The organism is Clostridium sp. AF15-41, assembly GCF_003604095.1.
Classification (GTDB): Bacteria; Bacillota; Clostridia; order Lachnospirales; family Lachnospiraceae; genus Coprococcus.
The window spans coordinates 207,567-233,960 of the sequence record NZ_QTMQ01000001.1 but is presented as its reverse complement, the minus strand read 5'-3'; the positions used below and the strand labels follow the sequence as shown (position 1 = coordinate 233,960).

Below are 26,394 nucleotides of genomic sequence, written 5' to 3'. Positions count from 1 at the left end.
AGACTTAATTTATGGCTATTATATATAATAAAGAGAAAAGAATATTTTCTCTCCATACGGAACATACCACTTACCAGATGATGGCCGATACACATGATTATTTGCTTCATCTGTATTACGGAAAACGCTTGGATTCGGAAATGGATTATATACTGACTTACTATGATCGAGGTTTTTCAGGAAACCCATATGATCTTGGAAACGATCGTACTTATTCCCTAGATGCACTTCCTCAGGAATTCCCTGTTCTTGGAACCGGTGATTACAGAACAACGGCAGGAAAGATCCGTGAAGCAAATGGCTGTATGGCACTTGATCTCCGCTATACAGGATATCAGATTCAGGATGGTAAATATGATCTCCCGGGACTTCCGGCAGCACATTCTGAAGCTGCACAGACTCTGTGCATATATCTGAAGGATGAAAGAGTCGGTGTAGAAGTGACATTATTATATGGCGTGTTATCTGACTGTGATGTAATAACCAGAAGTGTAAAAGTTACAAATGTCGGAAGAAATGAAATCTATCTGGAGAAGCTTTCCAGCGCATGTCTTGATCTTTTGTATGGAGATTATGATGTACTGACATTTTATGGACGGCATGCAATGGAACGGAATATGCAGCGGACCCCGGTAACACATGGCAGACAGGTGATCGGAAGTAATCGTGGTACGTCCGGACATCAGTATAATCCATATATGATCCTTGCGGAACACGGCACAACAGAGACCGCCGGAGCCTGTTATGGTGTATCACTGGTGTACAGTGGAAGCTTTGAGGGAAGCGTAGAATTAGATCAGTATGACCAGATCCGTCTGGTTATGGGTCTTCAGGAGGATTTCTTTTCCTATCAACTAAAGCCGGAGCAGACATTTTACGCCCCGGAAGCAGTTCTGTCATATTCAGCGTATGGAATGGAACAGCTATCCAATCAGATGCATCATTTGGTGAGAGAGCATATCTGTCGCGGAAAATATAAAGATCAGATCCGTCCGGTTCTTGTAAATAGCTGGGAAGCCTGTTATTTTGATTTTAATGGTGAAGCGATCGTTAATCTTGCGGAGCAGGCTGCAGCACTCGGTGTGGAGCTCCTGGTCATGGATGATGGCTGGTTTGGCACAAGAGATGATGATAATTCATCCCTTGGTGACTGGATTGTAAATGAAGATAAGCTGGGCTGTTCTCTTACGGAGCTGACAAAACGGGTTCATGACAAAGGTGTTCAGTTTGGTATCTGGATAGAACCGGAGATGGTTTCAGAAAACAGTGATCTTTATAGAAAACATCCGGAGTGGGCAATTCAGGTTCCCGGTAAACATCCGGTACATGGCAGAAATCAGCTTGTACTTGATTTTGCAAATCCGGAGGTGGTGGATCATATCTATGAACAGATTGCAGCTGTCCTCAGGCAGGGCGATATCAATTATGTGAAATGGGATATGAATCGAAGCTTATGTGATATATATTCCGACAGTATGGTATGGCAGGGAAATGTAATGTATGACTATATGCTTGGTGTATATGACCTGCTGGAACGCCTGACGCAGGCATTTCCGGATATGTTATGGGAAGGCTGCTCCGGCGGTGGCGGAAGGTTTGATATGGGTATGATGTATTATACACCGCAGATATGGTGCAGTGATAATACAGATGCAGTTGATCGTATCCGTATCCAGTATGGTACATCGTTTGCTTATCCTTTATCAACGATGGGAGCCCATGTATCTGCGGTGCCGAATCATCAGACCGGCAGAGTGACGGATATGAATACCAGAGGTGTGGTTGCCATGACAGGTGCATTCGGATATGAACTGGATCTTGGAAAATTATCTGAGGAAGACAAGACGGCAGTCCGTGAACAGATCAAAACCTATCATGAAGCAGCACCGGTTATTTTAAAAGGGGATTATTACAGATTAAGTAATCCGTTTGAAGCGGAATATGGAGCATGGATGTCTGTCGATGAAGAAAAAAAACATGCAGTTGTAGGTGCTGTTTTATTAAATACACATGGTAATCATCCTGTATTTTATATTCGATTGAGAGGGCTTGCGCCGGAACGTTCCTATCGGGATAAGAAAACAGGTACTGTTTATTCAGGAGCTGCTTTGATGGAGCTCGGTATGCCGTTTACGGTAGCATCCGGTAATTATCCAAGCTATCAGATCCTGCTTGATGCAGTAGAATAAGAATAAATAAGACTCCCCGGTTTCTGTTTGCAGAGATCGGGGAGTTTGACAAAAACAATAGAGTAAAAGATATGTAAGATGATCAGAAATGAGGTGACGGACAGATGGATACGAAAGAAATTACAGTATCGGATCTGGCACAGGAACAGATCAAAAACGCGGAACTATTATTTCCGTTGATCCGGAAAAAAACAGAAGAAAGAAAAGAGAAAAAAACAGTCATATCGGTATCCGGAGGTTCTGGTGTTGGTAAGACCGGAATGGCTTTCTTACTTCAAAATATGTTTGAAAAACAGGGAAAGAAATCACTTATTATAAGCGGGGACAATTATCCGCATCGGATTCCCATGTATAATGATGCAGAACGAATTGCGAGATTTCGTATGTTCGGGTTAAATGGACTTATAACTGAAAGGCTATATACAGATGAAGTAAAAGAAAAATTATTAGAGCTTCAAAAAGCCGGAAGAGATGCAGAAGAACAGGAGGACATGCAGTGGTTATCCATATATCAGAAGTATGGAGACAAGGCTCTTACAGACTATCTGGGTACGGATCAGGAACTGGATTATGAAGCTGTGTCGAATCTTCTCATGCAGTTTCATGGAGGAACCTCACAACTGCTGCTACGTCATATGGGAAGAACCCCAGATGATATCTGGTATGATCGCAGGGATGTATCAGATACAGATATTCTAATCCTTGAATGGACACATGGAAACAGTGCATACCTGCAGGGGGTAGATGTATCTGTTGTATTGATCAGTACGCCGGAAGAAACACTTGAAAACCGAAAAAAGAGGAATCGTGACACTGCTATTGACAGTCCCTTTGTAGCCAGAGTATTAAGAATTGAGCAGAAAAAGATTGATGATGGACTGGATCGGGCAGATATCATTCAGGATATGCATGGCAGGATTTATACGGAATAGTAAGTGAACAGGAGGTTATAGAATATGAGGAAAACAGAGATAGAAGAAACAAATATGACAGATATAAATAAAATTGAAAATGGTCCAATGCTGAATCTGTATCCGGACAGTCTTGGCGGAGATCTGGAAGCTGTTGCGGATTTATTTGAAAGAGATGGATTTGCAGATGCATTTTCCTCAATGTATATACTACCGAGTATTTACCATTCTGATCTGGATCGTGGTTTTTCTGTAATCGACTATGATCTTGAGGAGACATTTCATTCTGAAAAGGCACTATCACGGTTGGGCAGACAGAATATAGATCTAAAGCTGGATTTTGTGTTAAACCATGCGTCTGTACAGTCGCCACAGTTTCAGGATCTGTTGGAGAAGGGCAGTCGATCGGAATATCGTGACTTTTTTATTAACTGGAATACATTCTGGGAAAACTGTGGAGAAATGACGGAAGACGGCTATATACAACCGGAACAGAAGTATCTGGATCCAATGTTCTTCCGCAAACCGGGATTACCTCTGTTGATGGTGGAAATGGCAGATGGCAGTCGGATTCCATACTGGAATACGTTTTATCAGGAGATTCGGGATACTGAGGATTATCATACCAGATATTTGGGACAAATGGATCTCAATATTAAATCAGAAAAGGTCTGGGACTTTTACCGTGAAACCATAAAAAAACTGGCAGGTTACGGAGCAAAGATAATCCGTCTGGATGCATTTGCATATGCACCAAAAGCGCCGGGACGCGCCAATTTCTTAAATGAACCGGAGACATGGGAATTCCTTGAACAGATCCATAAGCTTGCAAAACCATATGGAATCCGCCTTCTTCCGGAGATTCATGCCGGATATAAAGAGAAAAAGTATAAGCTGATAGCAGAGAAGGGATATCTGACATATGACTTTTTCCTTCCGGGATTGATCCTGGATGCTCTTTACAGAGGCGATGGCTCTTACCTGGAGCAGTGGGCACAGGAACAGATAAAAGAGCATATTCATACTGTGAATATGCTTGGATGCCATGATGGAATACCGGTACTGGATCTTGCCGGACTGTTGCCGGACGACAGGATTGAAGATTTGATCCGGCTGCTTGTGGATCGTGGTGGTTTTGTAAAGGATCTTCACGGTAATAAAAAGATGTATTATCAGGTAAATACGACTTATTATAATGCACTTGGCGAAAATGAACAGGCATTGTTATTAGCCAGAGCATTACAGATATTTATGCCCGGAAAACCTCAGGTCTGGTATCTGGATCTGTTTGCCGGATCTAATGATTATGAGGCAGTGAAGCGTGCGGGTGCAGGTGGACATAAAGAGATCAACCGGACGAATCTTTCACAAAAGGATATAGAGGCAGGCCTTGAAAAGGAGGTCGTAAAAAAGCAGCTTGAAATGTTGAAATTCCGGAAAGAATTTCCGGCATTTGGATTTGATGCGGAAATGACAATCCGTACAAAGCCTGCAGCACAGATCTCTGACCAGGCAGAAAATGCTTTGCATTTTGCAGAACTACCGGCGGACCAGATGTATAACCGCATTTATATCACCTGGAAAAAGGATGGTTATCTTGCCCGTCTGTCCGCAGACCTCAAAGCCCATACCTACCGGATTCAGGCTCTTGATCCGTCCGGTAACCTGGTCTGGCAGATGTAATGTGTAAATCCCCTCCGACAGATGGTTATACATATGGGGCTTTATCTGTATTTCCTATCTGGCAGTCAGCCATTTTTTACTATGACTTGCTATGATTTCTGTTTGCTGCATATGCCTGATTCGTAAATACTCCTGTGCCAACTCGCTCTTTGAGCTCGAACAGGCACCCGTATTTACTGGCAATATGCAGCTCACAACGAAATCTTCGCAAATGTCATAGTTAGAAAACGTCTGATGACCATATAAGAAATACAGGTAAAACGTTACGCATATAACCATCTGTCGGAGGGGATTCTCTAATTTCATAATATAAATAATGGATTCGAGTGATCCGGAAGGCTGGCACTTCCTACATATGACATTAGCGTATTTTCGTTATGAGGTTTGCACTAACTATCAGCATCAAGCCCATGTCTGAGTCCGTAAGGACGAGTTTGGGCGACTGCTGATAAATAAGCGTGCGAACCGAATAGAAAATAAAGCGGATCATATGTAGGAAGTGCCAGCCTGCCGGATCACTCGAATCCATTGTTTATACAGGCTTATTTCGCTGGAAAAAGCTTGCGGAAGATCAGACGGATAAACGGACCGCAATAAAAAAGCTGCCAGAAGAAAGCTACCGGGAAGTTTAAGAAGGTGGTCTGGAGCCACACGGCTGCAAACTGACGACCGGCATGCTTGAATAAAATAGTGGCAACAAGGCTCATGCAAGGACACATAATGCAGATGATCATGGTAGAAATTGCAAGCGTGATGATGATCGGGCGGTCATCCGGCTTCACGAAGCGGAATGCAAGAGCATGTGCAGCCTTATCTACAAACAGGAATTCAAGAAAAAAGGCAACCGGCCACATGATGATAAGCTCATGAAAGGCGGCTAAGAAAACGGAGTTTGACATTCCACCCATGTTTAGGGAAATGTTGTAGCAGATCATGGCATAGACCATAAGAAAAGACATCATTAATGTGAAAACAATATTTTGAAATAAAGTTTTTGGCATAAAATAAATCTCCTTTTTGATAAATAATCTGAATAAATGCAGAACCAAAACTGCAAATATCTTAAAAATAAGCACAAAAAAGACACATGTGTTGTTCGTTATCAAGTGATATGCTCATCCGTCGGCAAACGAGGTGAAATATCAGGAGCACACTTGTGTCGTTTCCAATTTTATACCAAAGCTTTTTCTTCAATTTATACAACGTCGGTCATTATACTAAGCTTTTAGTAAAAATGCAAGTGAAAAATTCATATTCAAACTTATAAAATTTCATACGTAGGTATAAAGAATATCATAGGCGAAAACAGATAATTGTATACGCAATAATACATGGATTTGTTTGACTTATAAATGGGTAGATGCTAGTATCATAGTTATGATCATTATGTGGGAGGCAGATGGATATGAACAGTGCACAGAAGATATGTATGATTGTCGGGGTGGGTTTTGCAGGAATAGGGCTTTTTATGACATTGATCTTTTTATTTGCATTTGGTAAGCCCGGGGCATTTATATTAATTCCATTAATGTTTGTGGTACTTGGATTATGTTTTATCGTGACGATCCTTGTTATGCTCCATAACAAGAAAATGATCCGTGTACATGGTGAAAAGTATACAGCGAAGATTTATGGTTATGTAAAAAATACATCTTATATGGTAAATGGCAGATTTCCTTTAAATGTAAAGGTGCATTATTTTGATAATTATGGTATCGAGCGGGAAGTGATCCTGCCGACTTCGATCAGTGGAGGAGCGGATTCCATGTTCCCGATCGGAATGACGATCGATATCTATGAATACAATGGTAAGTACAGTTATGATCCTGCTTCTGTCCGTGGAGAACGGTTAAGAAGAGAAGAAGAGCTGATGGACAACAAGCCGATCGATCCGGAACAGCTTCACCTGATCGCAGTCCGATGTTCGAACTGCGGTGCTTCTTATAAGGCAGCAACCGGATATGCCAGCCGCTGCCCTTATTGTGGTGGTTACCAGAATGTGTGATAAAGCACTGATGTTTGCCGGAATGTGTGATGAAGCTCTGATGTTTGCTGGAACGTGTGATGAAGCTGTTGCCGGAATAGGATGATGCCGGCTGACTGTTTAGCCGCGCCCGAGGATCGCATCCATATCCTGCTCAGGAGCCGTGATCGGCTGCAGATTGTAGGTGTCAACCAGAAAACGGACAACGGTCTCTGTCATGAATGCCGGAAGGGTTGGACCGAGATAGATGTTTTTGACACCGAGGGCAAGCAGGGTTAAAAGGATGCAGACAGCCTTCTGTTCATACCATGAAAGAACGAGAGTCAGAGGAAGCTCGTTGATATCACAGCCGAAGGCTTCTGCCAGTGCAAGGGCAACCTTGATCGCACTGTAAGAATCGTTACACTGTCCCATATCTAAGATCCTAGGGATTCCATCGATCTCGCCAAGGTCAAGATCATTGAACCGGTATTTGCCACAGGCAAGTGTCAGAACGAGAGAATCCATAGGAGTCTGTTTTACAAATTCCGTATAATAATTTCTGCCCGGATGGGCACCGTCGCAGCCGCCAACCAAGAAGATGTGTTTGATATCACCATTCTTGATGGCGGCTGTAAGTTTATCTGCATGGGAGAGGACTGCGCCATGTGCAAATCCTGTTGTCAGGATATGTCCGCCATTGATACCGCTCATGCTGTGATCGTGTTCATAGCCGCCCAGCTTTAGGGCATGTTTGATGATCGGAGTAAAATCCTTTTTGCCATCCTTTGTTCCCTCGATATGCACCATTCCTTCATAGCCGACAACAGAGGTAGTGTAGATGCGATCCTCATAGCTGGGGCGTGGCGGCATCAGGCAGTTGGTTGTAAAGAGGACGGGTGCAGGGATATTTTCAAATTCCGTCTGTTGGCTCTGCCATGCAGTCCCGAAGTTACCGGCAAGATGCTTATAGGCGGCTAATTTTGGATAGCCGTGAGCCGGAAGCATTTCGCAATGTGTATATACATTGACACCGGTTCCTTCGGTCTGTTTTAAGAGCAGATCCAGATCGCGGAGATCATGACCGGATACAACGATGAAAGGCCCCTTTCGGATATCGGTGTGTACTTTAGTCGGCGTTGGTGTGCCGAAGGATTCGGTATTGGCCTTATCGAGCAGCTCCATGCACTGATAGTTCACTTTTCCAAATTCCATAATAAGCTCGATCCATTCTTCTACCGAGTGTTTGCGGTTCACTTCACACAAGCCCTTATAGAACCAGGTTGTTACATTATCATTTTGATAGCCGAGATTCATTGCATGATGCGCATACGCCGCCATTCCCTTTAAGCCGAACAATAACGTGGAGCGGAGTGACACGATATCGTCCGAACCATCCCACAGGCTGATTACCGGTATATCATGTGGATCTTTCGAGCCACAGGTTGGGGGATAGATGTTTGCTGTTGATGAATTCTTATCTGCATCTGAGAAGTTGCTGTTTGCAATTGGTGAATTCATAGTTGTATCTGAGAAATTCATATTTGGAATTGGTGAATTCATAGTTGTATCTGAGAAATTCAAATTTGCAGTTTGTGAACTCATATTTGTAGTCGGGAAGTTCTTATATGCGATATCTGATATGCTACATATGTCTGCAGGCATACAGCGCATGATATCCTTCTGGTTTTTCTGCACTTCTTTGATGTAATCTTTGATTGATTTATCATCAAAATTCACATTTGTAAGTGTCGTAAATAAGCCGTCGATCAGCAGACGGTCAGCGGATTTTCGGTTGTTCAGGTATCGGGACAGAAGTTTGGGATCTGTCTCTTTTTTCTGTTGCATGGATTTCTTTGTAAGCTCGGCTGCTTCGGCAAGTCGTATCAGTTCACAGATCAATTCGTCCTGCAGATTGGATGTCGAGGGCTGCTTACCGCAGACTCCGGTATTCACACAGGCTTTATTGCCAGCTGTCTGCTGGCACTGAAAACAAAACATATTTGACATGGGATAACCTCCTGATGGAATTTTATTGATGATTGCGGAAGGGCATATATACTGTGCTGGTAAGGCATGCTGTTCATGTATATGCACTGTATTAATACTGCAATTATCTTTTTAAACATATATATTATTGTCGTGTATTTCCGGAATTATACAGGCGAAACCTTTCATTCAGTGTAAGTGTTATTTGAGGAAGATATCTGATAGTATAAATACTGTCAGATGTGGTGGGTATGAAATTAAGAAATAAACCATGATACCCCCAGGAGCCGGGCGGCAGCGGGTATGAGAGCGAGAAAGCCAATGTCATACCCCCAGAAGTCGGACGGCAGCGGGTATGAGAGCAAGAAAAAGAATGCGATACCCGCAGAAGCAAACAGGCGAGGGTATGGGAGAGCGAAGGACACCATGATACCCCTAGGAGCCGGGCGGCAGCGGGTATGAGAGCGAGAAAGCCAATATCATACCCCCAGAAGACATACAGTAGTGGGTATGAGAGTAAGAAAAAGAATGCGATACCCGCAGAAGCAAACAGGCGAGGGTATGAGAGTGCGAAGGAAACCATGATACCCCCAGAAGTCAGACAACAGCGGGTATGAAAGCGAGAAAGCCAATGTCATACCCCAGAAGCCGGGCAGCAGCGGGTATGAAAGCGAGAAAGCCAATGTCATACCACCAGGAGCCAGGCAGCAGCGGGTATGAGAGCGAGAAAAAGAATGCGATACCCGCAGAAGCAAACAGGCGAGGGTATGAGAGAGCGAAGGAAACCATGATACCCCCAGAAGTCAGACAATAGCAATTAAGAAAGTACAAGGAGGCGGCAGCATGGATGCATTATTAGAGATAGAAGATCTGAAAAAATATTATGGCAAGGAACCGAACCAGACAAAGGCACTGAACGGAATCACATTTCAGGTGATGCCGGGCGAGTTTTTAGGAATTATGGGGAGTAGCGGTTCCGGCAAGTCAACATTATTAAACTGTATCGCAACAGTGATCCAGCCGGATAGCGGCAAGATCCGGATGAAAGGTACAGAGATCCAGAGGTTGAAGGGCAAGAAGCTGGCAGGATACCGTGGTAAGGAGATCGGATATCTGTTCCAGAATTTTGAACTGTTGGATAATCTGACCGGACGTGAGAACATCATGGTTCCGTTGTCGATTCATAACATATCGGAGGCAGAGGGCGGAAAACGTCTGGAGCAGTTAGCGGAATATCTGGAGATCACTGATGTACTGGATAAGTTTCCATCGCAGATGTCAGGTGGTCAGAAACAGAGACTGGCAGCAGCCAGAGCGCTGATCCTGAATCCGGGCATCATTCTGGCAGATGAACCAACCGGAGCACTTGATTCCAGAAATGCCAAAGCCTTAATGGAGAAATTAGCCGGTCTGAACCGGGATGAGAAGGCAACTGTTTTGATGGTAACGCACGATTCCAATGCAGCAAGCTATTGCAAGCGTATCCTGTTCATTCAGGATGGCGTGATCTTCCATGAATTAAGACGTGATCTGCTTGCTGAGACACAGCAGCAGTTCTATGAAAGAATCCTGCAGGTTATGGCACAGTTGGGAGGGGGCAGTGCAAATGTTCTTTAAACTGATCCGAAAAAACAGTAAACAAAGCAGAAAAGAAAACGGCTTGTTTTTCTCCTCGTTAGTAATATCCATCGTGGCATTCTATATTATCCTGTCACTTTCTTCACAGGATGTTATGGTATTTCTTAAGAAAATGGAGAGTGATGCGGTAGATCGTCTGTTCCAGATCATACCTGCATTTTTTGTAATGACACTGGTGATCTTATTCTTCCTGATCTACTATGCAAGCAAATTCCAACTGGAACGAAGAAAACACGAATTTGGCGTTTACCTGATGATGGGAATGCGGAGAAGCAAACTTTTCGGGATGCTTCTTGCAGAAGATATAGGAAGCAGTCTGGCAGCACTTATAACAGGACTTCCGATCGCTGTTTTATTATCCGAACTGATCAGTCTGATCACAGCCAAATGTGTAGGACTTGGTATCGTCGGACATCAGGTAACATTTTCCATTCAGGCAATCATAATAACTGCTGTTGGATTTTTTGTGATCAAGCTGGTTGCATTCCTGATCTTAAGCGGGAAGATCGCAGGACAGGAGATTGGTGCATTATTAGTTGATACACCGGAGGGAACAAAGAAGCAGTTCCCGGCTGGCGTCTATGCGGTAAGCTTCGTCCTCGGTATTATCTGCCTGGCTGTGGCATACAGCATGGCGATCGGAGGAATATCATGGACGACACTTTGTAAGATGTCTGAGACAGTATTGATCGGTTTTGTCGGTATGCTGCTTTTATTCTATGGCATGCGGTTTTTTATCGACCGTCTGGCAAGACACAGCCATGGGGGAGCTGCCCTTCGGGTATTTAATTTCCGTCAGGTGCAGGAAAATGTCATAAGAAAATCCAGTACCTTATCGATCAGTTCCGTTCTGATCCTTGCAGCCCTCTGCTGTTTTGGAGCAGGAATTGTGATCGCATTTTCCTATGGAAATGAAAAAGAAAATACCCATATCATGGATTATACATTTGAGAATTACGAAGAAGATCAGGAACAGGGTGTGGCAAATGTAAAAAAGCTTCTGACAGACAACGGACTGGAACAGGATTTCTCCGATCTGTTTGAGGTGCAGGTCGGTCATCTTATTCCGGGTGCAAATGATGATTACGATGTATTTGATCTGTCATCCGTTATGAGCCGGGTAGAACAACTGCCGGATTCAGAGGATAAAGATATTCTGCTTAACAATCTGGAATATGTGTCATATCCATATCTGATCTCTTTGAGCGGATATAATCATGTACTCGAACTTGCAGGAAAAGAACCGCTCACGCTGGCTGACGATGAGGCGGCAGTATTTAAAAGTCTGGAATTTACATCGGATAGTATGAATCAGAATATAAATGATATTCTGGCAGACCGCCCGGAGGTGGCATATCTGGATCATAAGATGTATCTGACCGGTAAGATACAGAACACACCGATTGTCACAGATCGGGCAATTACATTATCCTTTGCCCTGATCGTGCCGGATGAAGTATTTGACAAATATACATGGGACAGCACGATCTATCTGAATGGTGTGCTGGATCAGTCAAAGGTCAAGGGAGATAACCTGCTTCAGTCGGTCATGCAGATGAATGATAAACTTGCGCAGATTGATTTTGCATCGAAGAATATTACTTATGAAAGTTATCTGAAAAATATGGGACGCCGGATGTTCTATATCGTAGCAGCAAGTTATATCACAATCTATCTGGCGATCATTTTCCTGATCATTGCAAATACTGTGATCGGGGTACAGTTCCTGATGGGACAGCAGAAATCCAGTCGCAGATATAAGACACTGATCCGGCTTGGAGCAACCTATGAACTGCTCTGCCGTTCCGCAAGAAAGCAGATCAACTGGTACTTTGGTATGCCGGTTGTCGTTGCAGGCATCAGCAGTATCTTCGGTGTGCGCGCCGTCCTTACACTGGTTTCCGGTATGATCTCAAATAGTATCCGAGATGCCATGCTGCTTGCTGCGGCTATGATTTTGCTGCTCTGTGTGGTAGAATGCATCTATATGGCATTTGTAAAACGGTCAAGCAACCGGTATCTTCTTACCCTGATGGTACCGGAGCGAGAGGAATAGATTCAGAGCAGATGAAGATCAATGGCGATGGCGTGAAACCTTGACTGATAGATGAGGAGTAGATATGAAGCATATAGCAGTGGTAGAAGATGAAGATATGATGCGGGAAGAACTGGAAGCCATATTGCAGAAGGCAGGTTATCAGACCAGCGGCATTACGGATTTTGAGAATGCGGCAGCAGCCATCCTTGCGGCATCCCCGGATCTGGTGCTGCTCGATCTGAATCTGCCGGGTATGGGTGGATTCCAGATCTGCCGGGAACTGAAGCAGAAAAGCTCCATACCGGTTCTGGTTCTGACATCGAGGGATCAGCTTCAGGATGAACTGCATGCCTTAGATCTGGGTGCAGATGAATTCCTGACGAAGCCTTGCAGAAAAGAACGTCTGCTTGCCAGAGTATCCAATGTGTTGAAACGGTACGAGGGAAGAAATAACCTTTTGGAAGGAAATGGATTCCTCCTTGACCGCCAGACCTATACGTTATACATTCATAACCAGTCTGTTATCCTGGCGCAGAATCAGGGCAAGATCCTTGAGATATTCTTAGAGCATGGATCGGATATCGTGACGAAAGAGGAACTCTGTATCGCCTTATGGGGAACGGCAGAATTCATCGATGAAAATGCCCTGCAGGTGAATCTTACGAGACTGAAAAAGACAATGGCAAATCTTGATATGCCACAGCAGATCATTCCTGTGCGTGGCGTCGGATATCGTTTTGTCGGGCAGACGTTGGAGAGGTAAAAATGGAACATATATCCGTAAAGAAGATCGGACAGATCATAAAACAGAATAGATTCTGGCTGGGGATCATCGGACTGCTTGATCTGCTCAGTATCCTGCTGTTATGGCTGATCGATGCACAGGCATTTTATGTGATCGCAATATCGGTAATTCTGTTCAGCCTGCTGGTATTTGTAACGGCTGTTCTTTATCTGGTAAAGAAAGAGAGAAAACGGAAGAAAGCATTTGATGAATTCCTTGCAATGCCGGATCTCTATCATGAGGAACAACTGCTTCATGATGCGGAGGATCTGCAGGCGGAGATCAGAAGCTTCAGTCAGACATTACATGAACAGATGGATCAATGCGCACAGACGAAGTTACAGCTAAATGATTATGAGGAATATGTGGAAGCATGGGCGCATGAGGTAAAGACGCCGCTTGCCCTGTTGACATTTATGCTGGACAATCACAGAGACGAGCTGTCAGAAGATGTGGTATGCAAGCTTGACCGGATCAACTGTCAGATGCAGAGATATATCGACCAGATGTTATACTATGCCCGTTTAAAGGGGGCAAGAAAAGATTACAGATTCGAGTCGGTCGATACGGAAACCTGTGTAAAGGAAGTGTTGGAGGATTTCACTCCACTGTTAGAAGAACAGAAGATACAGGTTCGGCTTGATATAAAAGAGAACACAGTATTTACCGATAAACGTGGCTTTGCCTTTATGCTCGGACAGTTTATCAGTAATTCGATCAAATACAGCAAAGGAGAGAATAAACAGCTCCGGATCTCCTGTATCAGAGAACATGAGAAGATTATTTTATCTGTCCGGGATAATGGCGTGGGTATCAAAGCCTGCGATCTTCCGTATGTATTTGAGAAAGGCTTTACCGGAGATTCCGGTGACAGGCGGAAGAAAGCAACCGGTATGGGACTTTACCTTGCAAAAGAAATGGCGCATGATCTAAATGTGGAGCTGGATGTGTCCTCTGATGAAGCCACAGGCGGCTGTGAGATTCGGGTGTATTTTCCAGTGGTTACTGCTTCCGATACTCTATAGATGTTACCGGATCAGTTACCGTTTTCGATACCCTCCGGGTGTGACACCATATTTCTTCTTGAAGGTTCGGTTGAAATAGGACAGGTTAAAGAAACCGCAGCTTTCTGCGATGGACAGGATGCTGTCATCGGTTGTGACAAGAAGCCTTGCTGCGATATTTAACCGGAAGTCACACAGATAGGTGGTAAAGGATACACCCATAGTATTCTTAAAAAATCGCATAAAATGGGATTCTGAGAATCCACAGTAAGAAGCAATGTCTGCAATGGGTATTGCTTCTTTGTAGTTTCGATCGATATAAGATAAGATTGCTTTGGTACGATCCAGATTCTTTGCATGATTCTTCCGATCTGAGGTCTCTGCCTTTTGCTCTGCGTGTGCATACAGGGTATAGAAGAATTCAAAATAGCAGCTTTTCAGAGCAAGCCGGTATCCCTTTGGTGTCGATGCACAGAGGGCATCTACCCGGTTCAGGCACGAGGACAGGGAATTGTATAATGGATCGTCACGGTCATAGATACTCTTTATATTTAATTCACCGGAGAGCAGGGGCAGGAAGAATTCACTGTCTAAGGTATCATGATTTCTGGATCGGAATAGATCAACGGAGAAAATGATATTTTCATATTCCATCGAATAGGAGGAATACTGAGAGATGCCGTGGATCCTTCCCGGCAGTATCAGAATGATATCTCCTTCCTCTACATAGTGCGTAGTGAAATCCAGCGTTACATTTCCTTTTCCTTTTTTAATGTAAATGATCTCCATATATGGATGCCAGTGGAGCGGAACGGCATTGAAGTCGAGCGGTATCGAGCACAGATAAGTGTTGTAAGGGAAAAGCGGATCGGCGTGCGCCTTCGTTTCCATATAATTTTCATATTCAAGACTGTTCATATATGTACCTCCCTTTCCTAACTTTGAGGTATTCTATCCTTACCAAACAGGTGGACGCTTCCGCTCGTTTCGACCTGCAACGGTACTAAGATGCCGCTTGTGCGCCATCTAAGGACCGGCGGTCTCAAATGCCACCTGTTTGGTAAGATAGAATACCTCAAAGTTTTGAATGATAGAATAGTATCATAAAATGCTCTTATTATGCAAGAAATAGTATAAAAAGGATATTAGAATACAAATCAGAACAGACATTCCGGATATACGACCTTTACCTTACCTTTACCTTTATTAAATGCAGGCGAATGGATAGCTGTTCAATAGAAAATTTAATAAAGAGGTATCAGACATGAAGAAAGCGTTAGATCGTGGCGCAGGAATCCTCCTGCCAATCAGCAGCCTTCCATCCCCTTATGGAATCGGATCTCTGGGGAAAGAGGCATATGAATTTGTTGACAGGTTGAAGGAGGCGGGCCAGCGTTACTGGCAGGTGCTTCCGATCGGACCGACCAGCTTTGGTGATAGTCCGTATCAGTCATTTTCAGCATTTGCGGGTAATCCTTATTTTATCGATTTCGACATTCTGATTCATGAAGGTTTACTGACACAGGAGGAGGTAGATGCATACAGCTGGTACGATCAGCCGGATGACATCGATTACGCCCGCCTGTACAGACAAAGGTTTGAGGTATTGAGAAAAGCATATGGCAGATCAAAGCATGAGACATCAAAGCAGTATGCAGAATTTCTCACGGAAAATGAAAACTGGCTTCCGGATTACGCCCTTTATATGGCGGTCAAGGCAGACCATGAGAACAAAGAATGGTTAAGCTGGGAAGAACCGGTTTTAAAGAGAGAAGAAACAGCACTTCGTAAGTGCAGGGAACAGTTACACGACGAGATCGGATTCTATATGTTCCTTCAGTTCAAATTCGATGAGCAGTGGAAGACACTCAAATCTTACGCCAACCATCATGGTATCAGTCTGATCGGCGACATTCCAATCTATGTAGCACTGGACAGTGCAGATGTATGGGCAAATACAGAACAATTTCAGTTAGATCATGATCTACAGCCTGTGTGTGTAGCCGGTTGTCCACCGGATGCATTCTCCGATTACGGTCAGAAATGGGGCAATCCTTTATATGGCTGGGATCGTATGGAACAGGATGGGTTCTCGTGGTGGAAGAACCGAATTCGTAAATCGGCCAGTCTCTATGATGTGATCCGTATCGATCATTTCATCGGGGTTGTGCGGTATTACAACATTCCGGCAGACGGAGAGCCAAAGAACGGATTCTATCTGGAAGGTCCGGGAAAGAAGCTTGTAGATGCGATCGACAGTGCCAGAGGAAATGCAAAGGTGATCGCAGAAGATCTGGGAGTCGTTGTGCCGGAGGTACAGAAGCTGGTGAAGAAATCCGGCTATCCGGGAATGAAGATTTTACAGTTTGGATTTGACGGAAATGCGGAGAATGAACATGCACCGCATAATCACGAAAAGAATTACGTTGTCTATATCGGGACACACGATAATGACACATTAAAAGGATATATCGAGAATGCATCAAAGGACAATCTTACATTTATGATGAAATATCTGGGAGCGGCAAATGAGCAGGAGATCCCGGAGAAGATGATGCAGGTATTATATATGAGCCCTGCCGATACAGTTATCGTTCAGATGCAGGATCTGCTTGGAAAGGATAACGAAGCACGGATGAATCTTCCGTCTACGATCGGTACAAACTGGCGCTGGCGGATGAAGAAAGATGAATTTACAGACGAGATCAGAGACAGATTAAGGGAATTAACAAGAGTATATGGAAGAAATGCTGTGAAGCAGTATTTTTGTAAGGAGGATATAATGTTAACAGAGATTTGTAAGAAAAAATATAATAAAACGATCAAGGAATGCAGCAATGAGGAGATCTATTTTGCGCTGCTTGATATGACAAAGAAATTAGCAGAAGACAAGGTTACAGAGGATGGCAAGAAAAAGGTTTACTATATATCGGCAGAGTTCCTGATCGGTAAGCTGTTATCCAACAACCTGATCAATCTTGGAATCTTCGATGAAGTAAAACAGGTGCTGGCAGAAAACGGCAAGAGCATATATGACATCGAAGAAGTAGAGCCGGAACCATCCCTTGGAAATGGCGGACTTGGACGACTGGCAGCCTGCTTCCTTGATTCGATGGCAACACTCGGACTTCCGGGAGATGGTATCGGATTAAATTACCATATGGGTCTGTTCAAGCAGGTATTTGAGAATAACTACCAGAAGGAGACTGCAAATCCATGGATCGAGGCAGACAGTTGGCTGACAAAGACCGATGTAAGCAACACGATCCGGTTTGGAAACTGTACCGTACAGTCCAGAATGTATGACATCGATGTGACAGGTTATGAGAACCGCACAAATAAGCTGCATTTATTTGATATCGAGAGCGTGGATGAGAGCATCATGGAGCCGGCTGGCATTAGCTTTGATAAGACAGATATCAAGAAGAACCTGACACTCTGTCTCTATCCGGATGACAGTGACGAAGCCGGCAACTTACTTCGTATCTATCAGCAGTATTTCATGGTTGCAAATGGTGCAAAGCTGATCCTTGCAGAGGCAAAGGAGAAAGGTTCAAATCTTCATGATCTTGCAGATTATGCAGCCATTCAGATCAATGATACACATCCGTCTATGGTGATCCCTGAGTTGATCCGTCTGTTGATGGAAGAGGGTATCTCCTTTGATGAAGCAACAGAGATCGTAACCGATGTATGTGCTTATACCAATCATACGATCCTTGCAGAAGCATTGGAGAAATGGCCGGTTGCTTATCTGGAGAAGGTCGTTCCACAGCTTATGCCTGTGATCCGTATGCTGGATAAAAAGGTCAGAAACCGTTATAAGGATGAGCGTGTTTATATCATAGATGGAGATTCCCGTGTGCATATGGCACATATCGATATGCATTACAGCCACAGTGTAAATGGTGTTGCTTATCTTCATACCGAGATCCTGAAGAATTCAGAGCTACACCCATTTTATGAGATCTATCCTGAGAAATTCAACAATAAGACAAACGGTATCACATTCAGAAGATGGTTGTTACACTGCAATGAAAAGCTGTCAGCCTACATCACAGAGCTGATCGGACCGGATTACAAGAAGGATGCCGATAAGTTACAGGAGCTGGCTTCTTACTACAAGGATAAGAACGTATTAGAAGAGATCCTTGCGATCAAGCAGAGCAATAAGGCAGTCTTAAAGGACTACCTGAAAGAGACACAGGGAATCGAGATCAACGAGAATTCGATCTTTGATATCCAGGTCAAGAGACTGCATGAATACAAGCGTCAGCAGATGAATGCCCTCTGGGTGATCTACAAATATTTTGAGATTAAGAAAGGACATCTGCCTGAGACTCCGATCACAGTTATATTTGGAGCAAAGGCTGCACCTGCTTATACGATCGCAAAGGACATCATTCATCTGATCCTCTGTCTGCAGGAGCTGATCGACAATGATCCTGCGGTAAGTCCGTACTTGAAAGTTGTCATGATCGAGAATTATAATGTATCAAAAGCAGCAAAGATCATTCCGGCATGCGATATCTCAGAGCAGATCTCACTGGCATCCAAGGAAGCATCCGGAACAGGAAATATGAAGTTCATGTTAAACGGTGCGGTTACTCTTGGAACCCGTGACGGTGCAAATGTAGAGATCGGAGAACTGGTGGGCGAGGATAATATTTATTTCTTTGGTGAATCCAGTGAAGAAGTGATCGAGCACTATGCAAAGGCAGACTATGTGGCAAGAGAGTATTATGAGAAGCCGGAGATTAAGAAGCTGGTAGACTTTATCGTGAGTGATGAGCTGCTTGCGATCGGTCAGAAGGAATCACTTGCCAGACTTCATAACGAGCTGATCGTAAAAGATTGGTTTATGACACTTCTTGATGTCTGTGATTACATTCAGACAAAGGAACAGGTGCTTGCCGATTATGAAGATCGTATGGGCTGGGCTGAGAAGACTCTGGTAAATATCAGCAAGGCAGGCTTCTTCTCCTCCGATCGTACGATCGCAGAATATAATAAAGATATCTGGAAGCTGTAAAATGTGTTAAAATAAGATATATATTTCCACCATAGAAAGGCGTTGATAGATATGTACAAGATATTGATCGTAGATGATGAGAAGATAGAAAGAAACGGTATTCGGTTTCTTTTAAAAAAACTGAATCTGGAATTTGAGATTGCAGAGGCGGTAAATGGTGTGGATGCACTGGAGAAGCTGGAGAAAGAAGATTTTGATATCCTGCTTACAGATGTAAAGATGCCTTTCATGGATGGAATCCAACTGATCGATCATGTTGTGAAGGAAAAGAAAAAGCTGCGCACAGTCATATTCAGCGGATGCAATGAATTCGACTATGCAAAGAAAGCGATCCGGCTGGGAGTTGTTGATTATATCTTAAAACCGGTCGATCCAAATGAATTCAAGAATACCCTGAATAAGGTCGTAAATGAATTGGAAGAGGCAAAGGCTTCGGATGAGCTGAAGAATAAGAGCATGGAATTCTTATATGAGCATGCGCTCTATATGCTGTTGAACGGAACGGATGTTACGAAACTCAGACAGGAATACAGCGGATTATCGCTTGATCTAGGTAAATTCAAGAATATGCTTTTGATGGAATTCAATCATGATTTCTTCGGCAGACGTGGGGTGGATTTCAAAGAGAATGAGAACTTAAAGTCAATTGGAATCCTGCAATATCTGAACCTGAACCAGCAGCAGGAGATCTTATTCTTAGGGGATGAGATGAATATTCTCCGTAAGGCAAATGAGATCGTAAAGATCATCAAAGCCGATTATGATGCTGACTGTTACATAGCGATATCCTCTGATATCGGGGATCTGTCCGAAGTGGCAGATAAGATGGAAGAGCTCGAAGTGCTGATGGAGAACAAATTCTACCATCCGGAGATCCATGTATTTTATCCGAACATGGAGGGCGAGACTCCGGGTATTATCCAGTTCGATGATGATACCTTTATGAAGCAGATGAAACAGGATATCAAGATGAAGGATGTGGAAGCACTCCGGGAGCATTTCCAGAGATTCTGTGAGAAGTACAGACATAAGACAGAGTACTCCCAAATCTATATCAAGTTCCTGTTCTCGAATCTGATGAAGGATATCTACGGAAGCATCGATGAGACTGACGAAGCAGAGCTAAATAAAGACATTGAGAAATTATATATGGCGACAGATTTTCAGGTGTTAACGGAGCTTGTCGAAGAAGCAATCCGGAGACTGGAAACCTGTTTTGCAGGAAAGACACAGATGGCGCATCGGGAAGTAGAACTGGTGAAGCAGTATATTTACCGGAACTATGGAAGCGAGCTTGGAATCGATATGCTGGCGGATATGGTACATCTCGCACCGAGCTATCTAAGTACGGTATTTAAGAAAGAGACCGGACAGAATCTAAGCAAATTCATCAAGGCATACCGGATGGAACAGGCAAAGGATATGTTAGAGAACAGCATGACGAAGATCGTAGATATCAGTGTGGCGTGCGGATATCCGAATGTGTCTTACTTCTGTTCCAGCTTCCGTGAGTTCTTTGGCGTGAGTCCGCAGAAATTCAGAGAGAGCGGAGGACAGGCGGATGCATAAAGAACGAATAGATAAAAGGATAAAAAGAGGGTTCCAGAATCTGCGATTATCCGGCAAGCTGTTGGTCATTTATATACTTGCCGGGTTTCTTCCGATCATGATCACGCTGACGATCACCTACCATGAGATGAAGAAGATCCTGTGGGATCGTGAGACGATGATCCTGGAATCGTATCTGACACAGACGACAGATGCGCTTGATAATGAGTTAGAGATTTATAACAATCTTTCTAATTATATATCCTATAATCAGTCGATCGCGAAGATCTTAAGCTCAGATCAGAGTACATATCAGAATTATGAGCAGGTGGCAAGTGTTATAGATCCCCTGCTTTCTTCTATTATGTATTTTCATGATGATGTAAAGCAGGTAACGATCTACACGGATGCCTGTCAGGTGAAGCACGGCAGTACGATCGCCCCCATTACCACGATTGAAAATGAAGAGACGAACTATGGAATAGTTGACGATAACCAGATCCACTGGATCGTGAATGCGAAGGATAAGACTGCGTATTCGTTAAACCGCATGGCCATGCTGGAGCAGAAAAAGGCGAAGGGTCTGCTCTATGTAGGGGTGGATTATGACAGCGTATTCCAGCCGTTTAATAACGAAACGGTATTTGATAATTATGGCGTTGTGATAGAGGATGCAGAAGGTAACTGCATCTTTAAAAAGAGTGTATTTACAGAAGAAAAACAGCCGTATGAATTATCAGAGGAACAGTTCTTTGCAACAGTAGGGCAGAAGGATTCCGGTTATCAGTTTATTAAGCGGGAGTCGAAGGCATCCGGCTGGAAGATCTGGATCTATAAGCCGGATCGACTGATCATTTCTTCGATTCAGCCAATCTTAATAATTGCTGCAGCAGCAATTCTGGTCAGTCTGATCGCAGCAGTCGCATGTATCCGTATAATTTCCGAGTTCATAACGAAACGTATCAGTAAGCTTCAGAAGAAAATGCGTAATCTGGAAACCGGGAATCTTGGTATGGAGATTGAGAATGACAGCACGGATGAGATCGGTGATCTGATCAATGGTTATAACAGTATGACGAAGCGTCTGGATGCAACGATCAATGAAGTATACCGAAGCAAGATCAAAGAAAAGGAATATGAGATGCGGGCGTTGCAGGCGCAGATCAATCCGCATTTCCTGTATAATTCCCTGTCTATCATTAACTGGAAAGCATTAGAGGCAGACCAGGAGGATATCAGTCGTATCACGTTGTCGTTGTCCACCTTTTACCGGACAGCGTTAAATAAGGGAAAGAATATCCTGCTTGTCCGGGATGAGATCGCGAACATCAAAGCATATCTGGATATCCAGCTTACGATGCACGATGACAGTTTCGATGTTATCTATGATATCGATGATTCCATTTTAAAATATGAAACACTGAACCTGATCTTACAGCCGATCCTCGAGAATGCGATCCATCATGGCATAGATCTGAAACAGGATGGCAGAGGAGAGATCCGCATCAGTGGAAAAGAGGACGATAAAGATATTCGGTTTGCGGTATCCGATAATGGTGTCGGTATGACCCAAGAACAGGCGGAGCTGATACTGACTGCCGATTCGAAGGGCTATGGTGTGCGAAATGTCAATGAACGTATCAAACTGTATTATGGAGCGGAATATGCGGTTTGTATCGACAGTGAAGTTGGCAGGGGAACGACTGTCACGATCCATTTTCCAAAAGAACTGCATGCAGAAATCAAACATTCATAAAAAACCAACATGTTTCTGAAATTATTGATATATACGGTGAAACGGTTCCTTTTTATAATAATGTCATAAGGTAAAGGTACTGCAAAAGTATTAAAAAACAAACCAAAAAACATGATTTATTTAAAGGAGGAACGGTTATGAAGTTTAGAAAGTATGCAGCGATTGCACTGGCAGGAGCTATGTGCATGTCATTACTCGCAGGATGTGGAGATAAGAAGGATGATACATCTAAGGATTCCACAACAGCATCAAATGCAGAGGCAACATCAGGAGAGAGTACTGATGCATCTGCAGAAGAAGAAAACATTAAAGCAACAATTACAGTATGGGGACCTGCTGAGGATCAGTCACCGGATTATGGTGAATGGCTTCAGGGAAGATGTGAAGCATTTAATAAGGAACATCCAAATTGGGATCTTTCATTTGAATATGGTACATGCAGCGAGGCAGATGCAGGAAAGACCGTAACACAGGATGTATCCGCATCAGCAGATGTATATATGTTCGCAAACGACCAGTTACAGACACTGATCGATGCAAATGCAATCTCGGAGTTAGGCGGAAGCACAGCAGACTATGTAAAGTCAACAAACTCACAGGCAGTTGTGGATTCTATCACAGTAGATGGCGGAATCTATGGTGTTCCGTTTACAACAAATACATGGTTTTTATACTATAACAAGAAAGTATATTCAGACAGCGATGTAAAGAGCCTTGATACAATGCTTGAAAAAGGAAAAGTTGCTTTTCCTCTTACAAACAGTTGGTATGATGCAGCGTTCTATCTTGCAAACGGATGTACATTATTCGGTGATGGTACAGATAATGACGCAGGAATCAACTTTGGCGGAGATAATGGAAAGGCTGTTACAGATTACCTTGTAGATCTTGTAGCGAATAAGAATTTTGTAAATGATGAATCCGGTGTCGGTATTTCCGGTATGACAGATGGATCTATCGCAGCTATGTTCTCCGGTTCATGGGATTATAAGGCATTACATGATGCACTTGGTGACGATCTTGGAATCGCAGCTATGCCTACAGCCAAGATCGGCGGATCTGACAAGCAGTTACTTTCATTCGCCGGTTCAAAGGCAATCGGTGTAAATCCAAACTGTGAATATCCACAGGTAGCAGTAGCACTTGCCCTGTACCTTGGTAACGAAGAATCACAGCAGTCACATTATGAAGCAAGAAGCATTGTTCCTTGTAACACAAATCTTTTAGAGAGTGATACGGTAAAGAATGATGCATTAGTAACAGCTCAGAACGATACCTTCAACAATACATCTATGATCCAGCCATTTGTACCTAAGATGAGTAACTTCTGGACACCGGCAGAGAATTTTGGTAAGGCACTCTTAAACGGTGAAGTTACACATGATAATGCTGCTGAGCAGACAGAAGCATTCAATACATCATTGAACACAGATGTAGCAGAGTAAAAATAAACAGATCATAAGATAGAGTGTTCCATTTCCACAGGGGTGGTGGAACACTTTATTTTATGAAAGAGACGTAAAAACGCAACATTTACTTTGAGACGGAGGTGTCAGGATGGCTGAAGCGACAGTAAGCAAAAAGAAAAAAATAAGACGAAGTGATTATCAATATACTGTTTTCAAGGCCATGAGAAATGGTGATTGGATCACCAGATTATCGTTCCTGATCATGGGATTCGGAAACATTGTCAGAAAACAGTTTGTAAAAGGTTTATCATTTCTGGTACTTGAAAGCATATTTATTTATTTCATGATAAAAAACGGTGCATCTCTTCTGATCGATTTCTTCCATCTGGGAGGAGCAGAACAGGAGAAGGTGTGGAATGATGCAAAAGGCATATTTGAATATACACAGGGTGATAACTCCCTTTTGATGTTATTATATGGAGTAGCCACGGTATTTATCATATTTGCATTTGTATGCCTCTGGGTAGTCAGTGTCGAGAGTGCATATCGTGCACAGTGTCTGCATGATGCAGGGAAAAAAGTTCCGGGATTTACAGATGATATTAAGAGTTTATTTGATAAAAACCTTCATATGTTTCTGCTTCCACTTCCGGTACTCGGGATTGTTGTCTTTACGATCCTGCCGCTTGTATTCATGATCTGTATGGCATTTACAAATTACAGTAAGCTGGATTCCCATACGGTATTGTTTAACTGGGTAGGACTGAAAAACTTTGCCAAGATTTTGAATTTTAATGACGCAGTCGGAAGTACATTCTGGTCTGTTCTCGGATGGACACTGGTATGGGCGGTTGCTGCGACATTTACCAACTATATCTTCGGTATGATCCTTGCAATGGTCATCAATCGAAAGGGAACAAGATGTAAGGGTGTGTGGAGATCAATCTTCATGTTATCCGCAGCCGTTCCACAGTTTGTATCCCTGCTTTTGATGCGTACGATCTTCAGTCAGAATGGTATCGTAAATACCTTATTACTGAATCATCATATCATCGACAATGCAATTCCGTTTTGGAGCAACGCAACCATTGCCCGTATCATGGTTATCGTGATCAATATCTGGATCGGTATTCCGTTTACCATTATGCAGGTGACCGGTATCTTACAAAGTATACCGGAAGATATCTATGAGGCCGCAAAAGTAGATGGAGCCGGACCGGTGAAGATCTTCTTTAAGATCACACTTCCATATATGTTATTTGTAACAGCTCCATATCTGATCACGACCTTTGCAGGTAATATTAATAACTTTAATGTAATCTATCTTCTGTCAAACGGAGCACCGATTCCGGTTGGAAAGACAGCAGGAAAGACCGATCTTCTGGTTACCTGGCTCTACAAGCTGACAGTTGATAATCAGTATTATAATCTGGGTGCGGTTATCGGTATCATGACATTTATCGTTCTTGCGATCGTATCTCTGATCACCTATCATAATACAACATCTTATAAAGACGAGGAGGGATTCCAGTAATGACTAAAACAGGTAAGAAAATAAATGGAAAACAGAAGCTTACACCGTCGGATATCGTTGTTCATATTATACTGGTAATTCTTTCCGTGATCTGGGTGATCCCGATCCTGTGGATCGTTCTGATCAGCTTTCGTGGAGAAAAAGGACAGTATGTTTCTACTTTGTTGCCAAAGGCGTATACTCTTGGCAATTACACAAAGTTATTTACAGATACCGGTATCCTGAATTTTCCGAAGATGTTCATGAATACTTTGATTATTGCGATCTTCTCTTGTATAATATCTACAGTATTTGTATTGGCGATGTCATACTGTATGTCGAGAATGCGTTTCCGACTGAGACGCCCATTTATGAATGTAGCATTGATCCTTGGTATGTTCCCGGGATTCATGGCTATGATCGCAGTTTATTATATCTTAAAGGCGATCGGACTGTCAGAAGGATCCTTGATCCGTGTTGCACTTATCCTGGTTTATTCCGGTGGTGCAGGCTTACAGTTCTATATTGCAAAAGGCTTCTTTGATACGATTCCGAAGTCGATCGAGGAAGCAGCTTATCTGGACGGAGCAACCAGATGGCAGTCGTTTACTAAGATCATTATTCCGTTAAGCCGTCCGATCATTGTATATACGGTTCTGAATTCCTTTCTTGCTCCTTGGATTGATTTCGTATTTGCAAAGGTTATCTGCCGTGCAAATAAGGATTACTATACCGTATCTATCGGACTTTGGAATATGTTAGAGAAAGAATATGTGTATCCGTGGTTCAATTCCTTTGCAGCCGGTGCGGTGCTGATCTCAATTCCGATTATCATTCTGTTCATGTTTATGCAGAAGTGTTATCGTGAGAGCTTTTCCGGTGGTGTAAAAGGTTAAGGGATCATATGATTATTTGCTTATAGTTTGGTTGAAACAGA

Annotated in this window: 17 protein-coding genes and 1 pseudogene; 15 read left to right on the top strand and 3 right to left on the bottom strand. The window is 43.2% G+C overall.

Features of this window, described 5'->3' with window-relative positions; translation table 11 throughout:
* Positions 1–11 precede the first annotated feature (11 nt).
* From DWW43_RS01065 to gtfA, 3 genes are all read left to right on the top strand, one after another.
* Entirely contained in the window at positions 12–2,189 is a 2,178-nt protein-coding gene (locus tag DWW43_RS01065) for an alpha-galactosidase (RefSeq protein ID WP_119962488.1), read from the top strand.
* A 104-nt stretch (positions 2,190–2,293) separates the two neighbouring features.
* Positions 2,294–3,121, top strand: coding sequence for a zeta toxin family protein (locus DWW43_RS01060; RefSeq protein WP_119962487.1), 828 nt, complete (start codon positions 2,294–2,296; stop codon positions 3,119–3,121).
* A gap of 24 nt (positions 3,122–3,145) precedes the next feature.
* Positions 3,146–4,783, top strand: coding sequence for a sucrose phosphorylase (gene gtfA, locus DWW43_RS01055; RefSeq protein ID WP_119962486.1), 1,638 nt, complete (start codon positions 3,146–3,148; stop codon positions 4,781–4,783).
* A gap of 542 nt (positions 4,784–5,325) precedes the next feature.
* Here the strand turns inward: gtfA and DWW43_RS01050 are convergent.
* Positions 5,326–5,784: a DUF2798 domain-containing protein gene (locus tag DWW43_RS01050; RefSeq protein WP_119962485.1), complete on the bottom strand. Its 459-nt coding sequence runs from the start codon at positions 5,782–5,784 to the stop codon at positions 5,326–5,328.
* 404 nt (positions 5,785–6,188) lie between these two features.
* Between DWW43_RS01050 and DWW43_RS01045 the strand changes: the two genes are divergently transcribed.
* Positions 6,189–6,788 carry a zinc-ribbon domain-containing protein gene (locus DWW43_RS01045; RefSeq protein WP_021943325.1) on the top strand — a complete coding sequence of 200 codons (600 nt, stop codon included), beginning with the start codon at positions 6,189–6,191 and terminating at the stop codon, positions 6,786–6,788.
* Positions 6,789–6,887: 99 nt separating this feature from the next.
* Here the strand turns inward: DWW43_RS01045 and hcp are convergent, their stop codons facing one another.
* The gene (hcp, locus tag DWW43_RS01040) at positions 6,888–8,756 is read right to left on the bottom strand and encodes a hydroxylamine reductase (protein ID WP_243104362.1); all 1,869 of its coding nucleotides are present in this window, start codon (positions 8,754–8,756) and stop codon (positions 6,888–6,890) included.
* 822 nt (positions 8,757–9,578) lie between these two features.
* Here hcp and DWW43_RS01030 point away from each other — a divergent pair.
* From DWW43_RS01030 to DWW43_RS01015, 4 genes are all read left to right on the top strand, one after another.
* On the top strand, positions 9,579–10,352 hold the full coding sequence (locus DWW43_RS01030) for an ABC transporter ATP-binding protein (RefSeq protein WP_119962483.1): 774 nt from the start codon (positions 9,579–9,581) through the stop codon (positions 10,350–10,352).
* Positions 10,342–12,429, top strand: a complete 2,088-nt coding sequence (locus tag DWW43_RS01025) for an ABC transporter permease (protein ID WP_119962482.1) — start codon at positions 10,342–10,344, stop codon at positions 12,427–12,429. Before DWW43_RS01030 ends, DWW43_RS01025 begins: the two co-directional genes overlap by 11 nt.
* A gap of 64 nt (positions 12,430–12,493) precedes the next feature.
* Positions 12,494–13,174, top strand: a complete 681-nt coding sequence (locus DWW43_RS01020; protein ID WP_119962481.1) for a response regulator transcription factor — start codon at positions 12,494–12,496, stop codon at positions 13,172–13,174.
* Positions 13,175–13,176: 2 nt separating this feature from the next.
* The gene (locus DWW43_RS01015; protein WP_119962480.1) at positions 13,177–14,220 is read left to right on the top strand and encodes a sensor histidine kinase; all 1,044 of its coding nucleotides are present in this window, start codon (positions 13,177–13,179) and stop codon (positions 14,218–14,220) included.
* 15 nt (positions 14,221–14,235) lie between these two features.
* Here DWW43_RS01015 and DWW43_RS01010 read toward each other — a convergent pair whose 3' ends face one another.
* Entirely contained in the window at positions 14,236–15,117 is an 882-nt protein-coding gene (locus DWW43_RS01010) for an AraC family transcriptional regulator (RefSeq protein ID WP_008399804.1), read from the bottom strand.
* Between the two features lie 346 nt (positions 15,118–15,463).
* Here DWW43_RS01010 and malQ point away from each other — a divergent pair.
* The 7 genes and pseudogenes from malQ to DWW43_RS00980 all read left to right on the top strand — a co-directional run.
* A pseudogene (gene malQ / locus DWW43_RS12220) lies at positions 15,464–16,933 on the top strand (4-alpha-glucanotransferase); the annotation flags it as partial.
* A 48-nt stretch (positions 16,934–16,981) separates the two neighbouring features.
* Entirely contained in the window at positions 16,982–19,231 is a 2,250-nt protein-coding gene (locus DWW43_RS12215) for a glycogen/starch/alpha-glucan phosphorylase (RefSeq protein WP_243104369.1), read from the top strand.
* 51 nt (positions 19,232–19,282) lie between these two features.
* Positions 19,283–20,800 (top strand): response regulator, encoded by a 1,518-nt coding sequence (locus DWW43_RS01000; RefSeq protein ID WP_117785614.1) that lies wholly within the window; start codon positions 19,283–19,285, stop codon positions 20,798–20,800.
* Complete coding sequence (locus DWW43_RS00995) at positions 20,793–22,535, top strand: sensor histidine kinase (protein WP_119962478.1); 1,743 nt, start codon at positions 20,793–20,795, stop codon at positions 22,533–22,535. The genes DWW43_RS01000 and DWW43_RS00995 overlap by 8 nt, the downstream gene beginning before the upstream one ends.
* 137 nt (positions 22,536–22,672) lie before the next feature.
* Complete coding sequence (locus DWW43_RS00990) at positions 22,673–23,980, top strand: extracellular solute-binding protein (RefSeq protein ID WP_119962477.1); 1,308 nt, start codon at positions 22,673–22,675, stop codon at positions 23,978–23,980.
* Positions 23,981–24,092: 112 nt separating this feature from the next.
* Entirely contained in the window at positions 24,093–25,478 is a 1,386-nt protein-coding gene (locus DWW43_RS00985; protein ID WP_119962476.1) for a sugar ABC transporter permease, read from the top strand.
* On the top strand, positions 25,478–26,353 hold the full coding sequence (locus tag DWW43_RS00980; protein ID WP_008399798.1) for a sugar ABC transporter permease: 876 nt from the start codon (positions 25,478–25,480) through the stop codon (positions 26,351–26,353). The genes DWW43_RS00985 and DWW43_RS00980 overlap by 1 nt, the downstream gene beginning before the upstream one ends.
* The last annotated feature ends 41 nt before the right edge of the window (positions 26,354–26,394 follow it).

What these genes read in the sequence shown, in the direction of transcription:
- DWW43_RS01065 (WP_119962488.1), top strand. Translation starts at nt 12, where the DNA reads ATGGCTATTATATATAATAAAGAGAAAAGAATATTTTCTCTCCATACG.
- DWW43_RS01060 (WP_119962487.1), top strand. Translation starts at nt 2,294, where the DNA reads ATGGATACGAAAGAAATTACAGTATCGGATCTGGCACAGGAACAGATC.
- gtfA (WP_119962486.1), top strand. Translation starts at nt 3,146, where the DNA reads ATGAGGAAAACAGAGATAGAAGAAACAAATATGACAGATATAAATAAA.
- DWW43_RS01050 (WP_119962485.1), bottom strand. Translation starts at nt 5,784, where the DNA reads ATGCCAAAAACTTTATTTCAAAATATTGTTTTCACATTAATGATGTCT.
- DWW43_RS01045 (WP_021943325.1), top strand. Translation starts at nt 6,189, where the DNA reads ATGAACAGTGCACAGAAGATATGTATGATTGTCGGGGTGGGTTTTGCA.
- hcp (WP_243104362.1), bottom strand. Translation starts at nt 8,756, where the DNA reads ATGTCAAATATGTTTTGTTTTCAGTGCCAGCAGACAGCTGGCAATAAA.
- DWW43_RS01030 (WP_119962483.1), top strand. Translation starts at nt 9,579, where the DNA reads ATGGATGCATTATTAGAGATAGAAGATCTGAAAAAATATTATGGCAAG.
- DWW43_RS01025 (WP_119962482.1), top strand. Translation starts at nt 10,342, where the DNA reads ATGTTCTTTAAACTGATCCGAAAAAACAGTAAACAAAGCAGAAAAGAA.
- DWW43_RS01020 (WP_119962481.1), top strand. Translation starts at nt 12,494, where the DNA reads ATGAAGCATATAGCAGTGGTAGAAGATGAAGATATGATGCGGGAAGAA.
- DWW43_RS01015 (WP_119962480.1), top strand. Translation starts at nt 13,177, where the DNA reads ATGGAACATATATCCGTAAAGAAGATCGGACAGATCATAAAACAGAAT.
- DWW43_RS01010 (WP_008399804.1), bottom strand. Translation starts at nt 15,117, where the DNA reads ATGAACAGTCTTGAATATGAAAATTATATGGAAACGAAGGCGCACGCC.
- DWW43_RS12215 (WP_243104369.1), top strand. Translation starts at nt 16,982, where the DNA reads ATGTTAACAGAGATTTGTAAGAAAAAATATAATAAAACGATCAAGGAA.
- DWW43_RS01000 (WP_117785614.1), top strand. Translation starts at nt 19,283, where the DNA reads ATGTACAAGATATTGATCGTAGATGATGAGAAGATAGAAAGAAACGGT.
- DWW43_RS00995 (WP_119962478.1), top strand. Translation starts at nt 20,793, where the DNA reads ATGCATAAAGAACGAATAGATAAAAGGATAAAAAGAGGGTTCCAGAAT.
- DWW43_RS00990 (WP_119962477.1), top strand. Translation starts at nt 22,673, where the DNA reads ATGAAGTTTAGAAAGTATGCAGCGATTGCACTGGCAGGAGCTATGTGC.
- DWW43_RS00985 (WP_119962476.1), top strand. Translation starts at nt 24,093, where the DNA reads ATGGCTGAAGCGACAGTAAGCAAAAAGAAAAAAATAAGACGAAGTGAT.
- DWW43_RS00980 (WP_008399798.1), top strand. Translation starts at nt 25,478, where the DNA reads ATGACTAAAACAGGTAAGAAAATAAATGGAAAACAGAAGCTTACACCG.